Genomic DNA, 9,060 nt, shown 5'->3' on the forward strand with positions numbered 1-9,060 from the left:
ACTATTATGCTTTATATTGTCCGGAGATATCAGCCATTACACTTTCTATAACCGAGGTATCCTCATCCGTCAATTGACCTTTGGCTAGTGATTCTATAGTCGTACCATGCTGAGCACGCAGCTTATCCAAGAAAGCATCTTGGCATTCACGCACCTTTTCTACAGGAACATCGTGCATCAATCCATGTACACCGCAATACAAAATCGCAATTTGTTCGCCTACAGGCATTGGACTATATTGAGGCTGGATAAGAAGTTGGTTATTCTTACGTCCTCTATCTAGCGTCATAGCTGTTACTGCATCCATATCGGAAGAAAATTTAGAGAAACTTTCCAACTCACGATATTGAGCCTGATCTATTTTCAAAGTACCAGCCACTTTCTTCATACTCTTGATTTGAGCACTACCACCTACACGAGATACCGAGATACCAACGTTGATAGCAGGACGGAAACCTTGGTTGAAAAGGTTGGACTCCAAATATATCTGACCATCGGTAATAGAAATCACATTGGTAGGGATATAAGCCGACACATCACCCGCCTGTGTCTCAATGATTGGCAAAGCTGTCAACGAGCCACCTCCTTTGACATGCCCTTTCATACTTTCAGGAAGGTCGTTCATCTGCTCTGCGATTTCTTGCTGATCATTGATACGTGCGGCACGCTCCAATAAACGTGAGTGCAAGTAGAATACATCACCGGGGTATGCTTCACGACCAGAAGGACGACGGAGAATCAATGAGACCTCACGATAAGCCACTGCCTGTTTTGACAAATCATCATATACCACCAATGCAGAATGTCCCCTATCGCGGAAATATTCTCCTATAGCAGCACCAGCAAACGGTGCATAATATTGCATAGCGGCGGGATCGGCAGCCGTAGCACTCACTATAATAGAATAAGGCAAGGCACCATGCTCTTTTAAGGTCTGCACTAAGTTAGCTACAGTAGACGCTTTTTGCCCAATAGCTACATAGATACAATATACAGGTTTGCCTGCATCATAGAAACTCTTCTGATTGATAATCGTATCAACAGCAATAGCAGTCTTACCGGTTTGGCGGTCTCCAATAATCAACTCACGCTGTCCACGGCCTATAGGAATCATGGAATCAACCGCCTTCAATCCGGTCTGCAATGGTTCTTTTACCGGTTGACGATATATCACACCGGGAGCTTTGCGGTCAAGAGGCATCTCAAAAGCATCTGTTAAGTCAATGTCGCCATTGCCATCAATAGCTTCTCCCAATGGATTAATGACGCGACCTAACATGTTATCATTCACGCGAATGGATGCAATACGGTGTGTGCGCTTGACAACTTGGCCTTCCTTGATGCCTGATGTAGGACCTAAGAGAATACAACCAACGTTATCTTCCTCCAAGTTCATCACAATAGCCATTGTTCCATTCTCAAACTCTAGGAGCTCATTAGCTTCTGCGTTGCGCAATCCATAGATGCGTGCAACACCATCACTAACGGTAAGAACAGTACCAACTTCATCAAATTGACCATTGCTATTGATGTCCTGAAGCTGTTGTAAAAGAACAGCCGACACTTCGCTTGGTTTTATTTTATCTGACATTATTAATCTCCTTAATTATAATCTAAGATTAAGTGTATTAAAATATAAACACTTGAATCCTATTGTTTCAACTGCGACAATATCGAACTGAGCCGTGTCTTGACACTGGCATCCATACGATAAGTGTCATATTCAAGAATGAATCCACCGATAATTTCGGGATTCACCTCTGTATTGAATTCCACAGTTCCGAGAGTTCTACTCTCTACCAACAGTCTCATCTTCTGCTCTACGGCAGGAGCTACGACTGTAGCAGTAGACAACTTTCCACAAGTGATATTCTTTTGTTTCCTATATAAAGTAATATATGAAGCAGCCATGAATTGCAAGGCCTTCTCCCTGCCCTCTTTTAAAATGAGTCGAATAAACGATTGAGTAGCTTCTGTAACATTCGTTCCACAAGCTGTGACAAGCAATTGTTCCTTCTTATCCTTTGAGAGCATAGGATTATCTATCGTCGAACGCAACTCTGACACCTGAAGATAACAGTCATACAGCAACTGCATCTCTTGGTAAACGAGAGTTTCAACAGATATATTCGTGGCATATTTCAGGAAAGCACGAGCATATCTTACCGATATTACACCTAGTTCCATAAATACTATTCTTTCCCTTTATTCACAGAAATATCACCCATCAACTTATCAATCAATTCCATCTGCTGATCACCTGTAGACAATTTTTCGCGCAAAATCTTCTCCGCAATCTTCACAGAAAGCTCTGCAACTTGTGAACGTATCTCACGGATTGCATTCTGTTTTTCTGCCTCTATCTGCACTTTTGCATCATTCAGCAGCCGTGTACTCTCTTCTCTAGCCTTTTCTTGAGCTTTTTCAACGATTGTATCACGTGTGTTACCAGCTTCCTTTAAGATAATTGCTTGTTTCTCTCGCGCTTCTTGCAGAATGGATTCACCCTCCTGTTTGATATTCAATAAGCGCTCAGAAGCCTCATGTGCTTTGCGTAAACTCTCGTCAATATAATTCTTACGACCATTCACCATCTTAATAATAAGGGGGAATGCGACAAGTGCAAGCACAACAAAGACAACCAAAAAGGCCAAGAACATCCAAAACAGGAGTCCTAAATCAGGAGTTAATATTGATGGTAAATTATCCATTCTTTAATTATTACTTGATAAGGAATGAGCAAGCTGCAATGGCAAACAGAGCACAACCCTCAACAAATGCAGCTGTCAAAATCATGCCAGAAGTAATCTTTCCGTTAGCTTCAGGCTGGCGAGCGATAGCATCCATAGCACTACCACCAATCTTACCAATACCTAAACCGGCACCAATTGTAGCGAGTCCTGCACCTACTGCACAACCCATCTGTGCCAAACCTTCTGCTGCTAATAATGTTGTAATCATCATAATTTTATGTTTTAATTTAATGTTAATATGTTCTTTTCTTCTAAATTCTGCTCTTCTATTCTGCAGGATGATGTTCAGGATGAGCCAACCCGATGAATACTGCACTCAACATGGTAAAGACATATGCCTGAATAAATGCCACCAAAACCTCCAAAAGGTTCATAAAGAGTAACATGATAATACTGAAAATATTCAGACCTATACCATAGCCCACCCCCATAGACCATCCTAAGAAGATAACACAAGTGAAGCTTAATATCACAGCATGCCCTGCCATCATATTGGCAAAGAGACGAATCATCAAAGCAAATGGTTTAGTGAAGACACCAAATAACTCAATAACCGGCATCAATGGCACCGGTGCTTTGAGGAAGATTGGCACATTAGGCCAAAATATATCTTTCCAATATTCCCTGCTTCCAAACACATTGATAGCTATCATTGTGCAAAGAGCCAAGAACAATGTAATGTTAATATTACCGGTAATATTGGTTCCACCGGGGAAAATTGGCAACAACCCTATAATATTACACAGAAATATAAAGAAGAATATGGTCAACAAATAAGGTGCATATTGTTTACAATGTGCTTCACCTACCGCTGGTTTTATAACATCGTCATGGATATACATCACTAACATTTCTATGAAACCAATAAATCCTTTCGGAGCATCCGACTTCACATCGACTTTCTTGTAATACTGCATACAAGCGATGAAAACGCCCAATAAAATAAAGACAACGATCCAAATCTGAGCTACAACCTTTGTTATACTCAAATCAAGCGGACGTACCGTCTCCCCATTAGGCAACTTTTCATAAATCTTTCCATGATGTGTCTCATCAAAATAAAATGGACTCGGCAGACTCTTGGCAGTACAGAAAGTCCACTCACCAGTAGCCGCACTCCTTACAATAATCGGCAATTGGAATCCAATATGCTTACCTTTATATGTTACTATATGCCATTCATACGAATCAGACAAGTGCTCCAACACGATGGTTGGTATGTCCAATTTCTCGCCTTTTTGCTCATTGGCAAGAACATTCAATGGTATTAGCATGATAGCCAACAACAAAAGGATATTCTTTATTTGTCTCATTTCTTGTTTCTTAATCTCATTTCTCTTAATACTTACCCACGCATGACCTTTCTAAAAAAGATAGTATGATGCGTCATCAGTACAAAATAATATATCATGAATACCAATAGGAAGGCTAGCATGTTATCACTATCTGTCGCCAAATAGTAAATAAACATGAACGCTAAAGCTGCTAGCATCCTAAAACCGGAAACACCTATGAAAAATGTAGGTAAACTTTCGGGAGCACGAAGAGCTACACGGCGCCAGATCAGAGCATCAACCACCTCTACAACAAAAGAGAATATCACACTGTAAAGTATAGGATATAATATCTCATCCAGCATGGACAACTGCATGACAAGCAATCCTAGTAATGATAATCCTATTATAAAGAAGGTACTCTGTCGTATATATCGGTGGCAAAGTTTTCCTACATTCATCATCTATATTTTCTTATATATAAGCTACTTACAGCTCTACACAAAGACTTACCATATTCTTTTGTACCTCTACAAAGCCCCCATGGACAACAAACTCTTGTTTTGTTCCATCAGATAATTGATACATAACAGTTCCATCCTCTAGCGAAGAGATGATTGGTGCATGCGAGGTGAGTATCTCAAAAGAGCCAAGTGTTCCCGGAACAGTGATGCTTTCCACATCACCGTCGAACATAATCTTTTCCGGAGAAACTATCTTTAACTTCAACATATCCTACTGAATATTAAGCTTGGGCAGCTGCTAACAGCTTCTTAGCCTTCTCTTTTGCATCCTCAATAGTACCCACATTCAAGAAAGCTTGTTCTGGTAAATCATCGACTTCTCCATCAAGGATAGCATTAAATCCTTTGATGGTCTCCTCGATAGGAACCATTACACCTTTCAAACCTGTGAATTGCTCTGCCACAGCAAACGGTTGAGAGAGGAAACGCTGTACACGACGTGCGCGGTTCACAGTCAGCTTGTCCTCGTCAGACAATTCATCCATACCCAAGATTGCTATAATATCTTGCAATTCATTGTAACGTTGCAAAAGTTGTTTTACACGTTGTGCGCAATCATAATGCTCTTTTCCCACAATCAGTGGATCCAAAATACGAGATGTACTACCCAATGGATCTACCGCAGGATAGATACCTAACTCTGCAATCTTACGCGAAAGTTCGGTTGTTGCATCCAAGTGAGTAAACGTAGTAGCAGGAGCAGGGTCGGTCAAGTCGTCTGCTGGTACATACACAGCCTGCACAGATGTAATAGAGCCACGCTTTGTTGAGGTAATGCGCTCTTGCATAGCACCCATTTCAGAAGCCAATGTAGGCTGATAACCTACAGCAGACGGCATACGTCCCAACAAAGCAGAAACTTCAGAACCAGCCTGTGTGAAACGGAAGATATTATCAATAAAGAACATAATATCGGCCGCCTCGCCACCCTTACCACCATGATCACGGAATTCTTCTGCAACAGTTAGTCCCGACAAAGCCACACTTGCACGTGCTCCGGGTGGTTCATTCATCTGACCATAAACAAGGGTCGCTTGAGATTTACTCAACTCCTCTTTATCGACAAGCGACAAATCCCATTTTCCTTCATCCATTGCTTTGCGGAACTTCTCTCCATATCTGATAACACCAGATTCCAACATATCGCGAATCAAGTCGTTCCCTTCACGTGTACGTTCACCTACACCTGCAAAGACAGAATAGCCGTTATGTCCCTTTGCAATGTTATTGATAAGCTCCATGATAAGCACAGTCTTTCCGACACCGGCACCTCCAAAAAGTCCAATCTTACCACCTTTCATATAAGGTTCCAACAAATCTATCACTTTAATGCCAGTTGCAAGCATCTCTTTATGGGTAGACAACTCATCGAAAGTTGGTGCCTCACGATGAATAGGATAAGCACCATCCATCTGGAGTTCTTCCATACCATCAATCGGTTTGCCTATCACATTCATCATTCGCCCCTTGATTTGTTCACCTGCCGGCATCACAATTGGTTTACCAGTAGGTACAACTTCTAAGTCACGTTGCAAACCATCGGTATTATCCATGGCCACACAGCGAACCGTGTCTTCACCAATATGTTGTTGCACCTCTATAACGAGGTCACTTCCATCGGGACGTTTAACTTTCAAAGCATCGTAAATCTTTGGCAGAACTTGCTCGGCATCCTGACCTTGTGTATCAAAATACACGTCAATCACAGGACCGATAATCTGAGAAATACGACCATTAATTTGTGACATAACTAATATCTTTAAATTTTGTTTTCTCTACTTGTAATTAGCACAAAAGTAATTAAAAACAGATAGAAACCGTAACTTAACTCAGAGTTTTAATCTTTTTTTAACACCTTTTAGACTGCCTAGCGGATTACAAACATTCTATATAGACAGTTCGTCTAATACCTTTATCAATTTTCTATCAAAAGGTTTATCACTACGAATCGCTTCACTCAGTGGCACATATACCACCTCGTTGTTTCTTACTCCCACCATAATATTTCTCTGTCCTTGCATAATAGCTTCAATTGCACCTACGCCGGTTCGACTAGCAAGGATTCTATCGCGAGCCGTCGGACGTCCGCCACGCTGCAAATGACCCAAGATTGAAACACGAACATCGTATTCAGGAAACTCATTACGAACACGGTCGGCATAGTAAAGAGCACCACATTTAGGGCTTTCCGATACAATTACGATACAACTCTTCTTACTTTTACGGATACCTCGCTCCATAAACTGCGCCAACTGGTCAACATCAGTAGAGTCTTCCGGAATAATGGCAGCTTCAGCCCCACTGGCAATAGCACTGTTCTGAGCCAAGAATCCGGCATCACGCCCCATAACTTCGACAAAGAAAATACGCTCATGACTCTGCGCCGTATCTCTGATACGGTCGACACAATCCACAATCGTGTTCATCGTCGTATCATAACCTATCGTATTGTCAGTACCATACAAATCGTTATCTATAGTTCCCGGCAGTCCGATACAGCACACATCGAAATCTTTGGCAAAATTCATAGCCCCCGTAAGCGAACCATTACCACCAATAACAATCAAGGCATCAATTTCTTCTTTTACCAAATTGTCATACGCCTTTTGCCTACCTTCTTCCGTCATAAAAGCCGATGAGCGAGCCGTTTTCAGTATCGTACCTCCCGTGCCAATGATTCCGCTGACGTTCTCTGTCGTAAAAGGCTTTATCAACCCATTAATCAAGCCATCGTACCCACGATATATTGCCTTGATGTTAAAGCCATTATAGATACCAGCCCTAGAGACTGCCCTGATAGCAGCATTCATTCCGGGAGCGTCACCTCCAGATGTCAAGATTCCAATTGTCTTTATTTTTGTCATTATATATTTATTTTATTAATATCACAGTTGAACTATTAAGACCAACAATCCTATAATCCCACCCAGTAAAGCCTTCCATCCTATATTGCGGAAAAACCATCCTGCATGCATACGTTCCATTTTCAAAAGTGCCATTCCACTCATACTGGCCGTCGCCAATATATTTCCACCAGCCATCACTGCATACGCCACTACTTTATAATAGGCATCATTAGCAACGCCATTGGGCTTCATTACTACAAAGTTCATCGCTGTGGCAAAATTATCAAGCAGCGAGCTGATTGCAGCCACAAGAATACCTAATAAAGTTATATTCGTTGTTGCCATCCCTAATTGCGCCCACAACCAAGCAAAAGCTCCAGTTTCTTTCACTACACTCACCGCCAACATAATCCCCATCACATACAACATCATTTGGATTACACCATATTGGAGCACACGCGGCGTTCTGCGTTGCGACATCATGTTGGCGTTAAAAAGACGCCGGTTAAACACTTCGTTTACTATCCATAATATAGACAAAACACACAAGGCACCCAAAAATGGACTTAATTTCGTTATATTATGGAACGTAGGGATAAACCACAATCCGCCAATTCCCACAAACAGCATGACAAGACGCTGTCCAACCGTCAGATTGGTATCATCTCCTCTGTACGGCATCACCACCCATTCAGTATCCACTCTCTCAGGCAGCGCACGACCGATGAGCCATGTCGGAATCCCCCAAGCCAGCAAACAAGGGACAAACAAAGCCATAGAGAAATCTGTAGCCGTCACCTTTCCCATATTCCACAACACCAATCCTTCGGGATTACCGATAACAGTCAATGCACCACCTGTATTGGCCGATAGCACGATAACGCTTCCAAAAAGCATGCGCAACCGCCTGCTTGGAATCACTTTATGCATAACTGTCAACATCATGACCGTCGTTGTGATATTATCAAGATTGGCTGAAATTAAAAAAGTAACAACGGCCAGCGTCCACAACATGCGACGACTGCTCCGCGTCTTCAGCAATTGCGAGATAAAATCAAAGCATCCGTTATTATCAAGAATTTCGACAATAGTCATCGTAGCCAGCAAAAACAAGACTATTTCAGCGGCTTCGCCAACATATTTAAGGAATATATTTTGAGCTATATACTGCTTTACGGCTATGCTAGTAGCAACTGCTCCATTCAAGAAGTTAGTATAGTCACCATGGTGCTGACTCATAACGAAGTCCGTTCCATAGCAAATATAAAGCACCCAACCTAGAGTGCCTGCGAATATCGCAACGGCAGCCTTATTTACATTTGTAATTGCCTCTGTCGCTATCAATATAAAGCTGATTAACAATATGCCAACAATAATCAGAGTCATAAAACAGAATTTGCAAGGCAAAGTTAACAATTATTTCTGCACATACAAGTTTTATATCGACTTTTTTATCATTAACGTGTTAAGTTATCAAATTATAATTTGACTAGGCAAAAAGGGAAACGAACGTCGTCATCACACCAAATTAAATTACTGCAAAGGATTCTCAACATATTTGCCGACATTTTACAACAATACTGCATAGAGCATTCAGCAAAACTGCCTACGCTTTGCAACGAGAGGTGTTTGAATCGCAAGTTCAACATAGAACTGCAATTTC

At 41.5% G+C, this 9,060-nt stretch carries 10 protein-coding genes; all 10 read right to left on the reverse strand.

Annotated features, from left to right (window positions below):
• Nucleotides 1-4: 4 nt before the first annotated feature.
• The 10 genes from atpA to HMPREF3034_RS00855 all read right to left on the reverse strand — a co-directional run bounded on the left by atpA (nucleotide 5) and on the right by HMPREF3034_RS00855 (nucleotide 8,783).
• On the reverse strand, nucleotides 5-1,591 hold the full coding sequence (atpA, locus tag HMPREF3034_RS00810; RefSeq protein ID WP_062432432.1) for a F0F1 ATP synthase subunit alpha: 1,587 nt from the start codon (nucleotides 1,589-1,591) through the stop codon (nucleotides 5-7).
• Nucleotides 1,592-1,650: 59 nt separating this feature from the next.
• The gene (locus HMPREF3034_RS00815; RefSeq protein ID WP_036897613.1) at nucleotides 1,651-2,187 is read right to left on the reverse strand and encodes a F0F1 ATP synthase subunit delta; all 537 of its coding nucleotides are present in this window, start codon (nucleotides 2,185-2,187) and stop codon (nucleotides 1,651-1,653) included.
• Nucleotides 2,188-2,192: 5 nt separating this feature from the next.
• Nucleotides 2,193-2,711, reverse strand: a complete 519-nt coding sequence (atpF, locus tag HMPREF3034_RS00820) for a F0F1 ATP synthase subunit B (RefSeq protein ID WP_036897616.1) — start codon at nucleotides 2,709-2,711, stop codon at nucleotides 2,193-2,195.
• Between the two features lie 10 nt (nucleotides 2,712-2,721).
• The gene (locus HMPREF3034_RS00825; protein ID WP_036897619.1) at nucleotides 2,722-2,964 is read right to left on the reverse strand and encodes an ATP synthase F0 subunit C; all 243 of its coding nucleotides are present in this window, start codon (nucleotides 2,962-2,964) and stop codon (nucleotides 2,722-2,724) included.
• Nucleotides 2,965-3,019: 55 nt separating this feature from the next.
• Nucleotides 3,020-4,066, reverse strand: coding sequence for a F0F1 ATP synthase subunit A (gene atpB / locus HMPREF3034_RS00830; RefSeq protein WP_036897622.1), 1,047 nt, complete (start codon nucleotides 4,064-4,066; stop codon nucleotides 3,020-3,022).
• 32 nt (nucleotides 4,067-4,098) lie between these two features.
• Nucleotides 4,099-4,491, reverse strand: coding sequence for a hypothetical protein (locus tag HMPREF3034_RS00835; RefSeq protein WP_062432435.1), 393 nt, complete (start codon nucleotides 4,489-4,491; stop codon nucleotides 4,099-4,101).
• Between the two features lie 25 nt (nucleotides 4,492-4,516).
• A complete protein-coding gene (gene atpC, locus HMPREF3034_RS00840) occupies nucleotides 4,517-4,759 on the reverse strand; it encodes an ATP synthase F1 subunit epsilon (RefSeq protein ID WP_036897627.1) in 243 nt (80 codons plus the stop codon).
• A 13-nt stretch (nucleotides 4,760-4,772) separates the two neighbouring features.
• Complete coding sequence (gene atpD / locus HMPREF3034_RS00845) at nucleotides 4,773-6,299, reverse strand: F0F1 ATP synthase subunit beta (protein WP_036897630.1); 1,527 nt, start codon at nucleotides 6,297-6,299, stop codon at nucleotides 4,773-4,775.
• Between the two features lie 138 nt (nucleotides 6,300-6,437).
• Nucleotides 6,438-7,415, reverse strand: a complete 978-nt coding sequence (gene pfkA / locus HMPREF3034_RS00850) for a 6-phosphofructokinase (protein WP_036897633.1) — start codon at nucleotides 7,413-7,415, stop codon at nucleotides 6,438-6,440.
• Between the two features lie 21 nt (nucleotides 7,416-7,436).
• A complete protein-coding gene (locus tag HMPREF3034_RS00855) occupies nucleotides 7,437-8,783 on the reverse strand; it encodes an SLC13 family permease (RefSeq protein ID WP_062432438.1) in 1,347 nt (448 codons plus the stop codon).
• Between the last annotated feature and the right edge of the window lie 277 nt (nucleotides 8,784-9,060).

The sequence above is a fragment of the Prevotella sp. DNF00663 genome (assembly GCF_001553265.1).
GTDB lineage: Bacteria > Bacteroidota > Bacteroidia > Bacteroidales > Bacteroidaceae > Prevotella.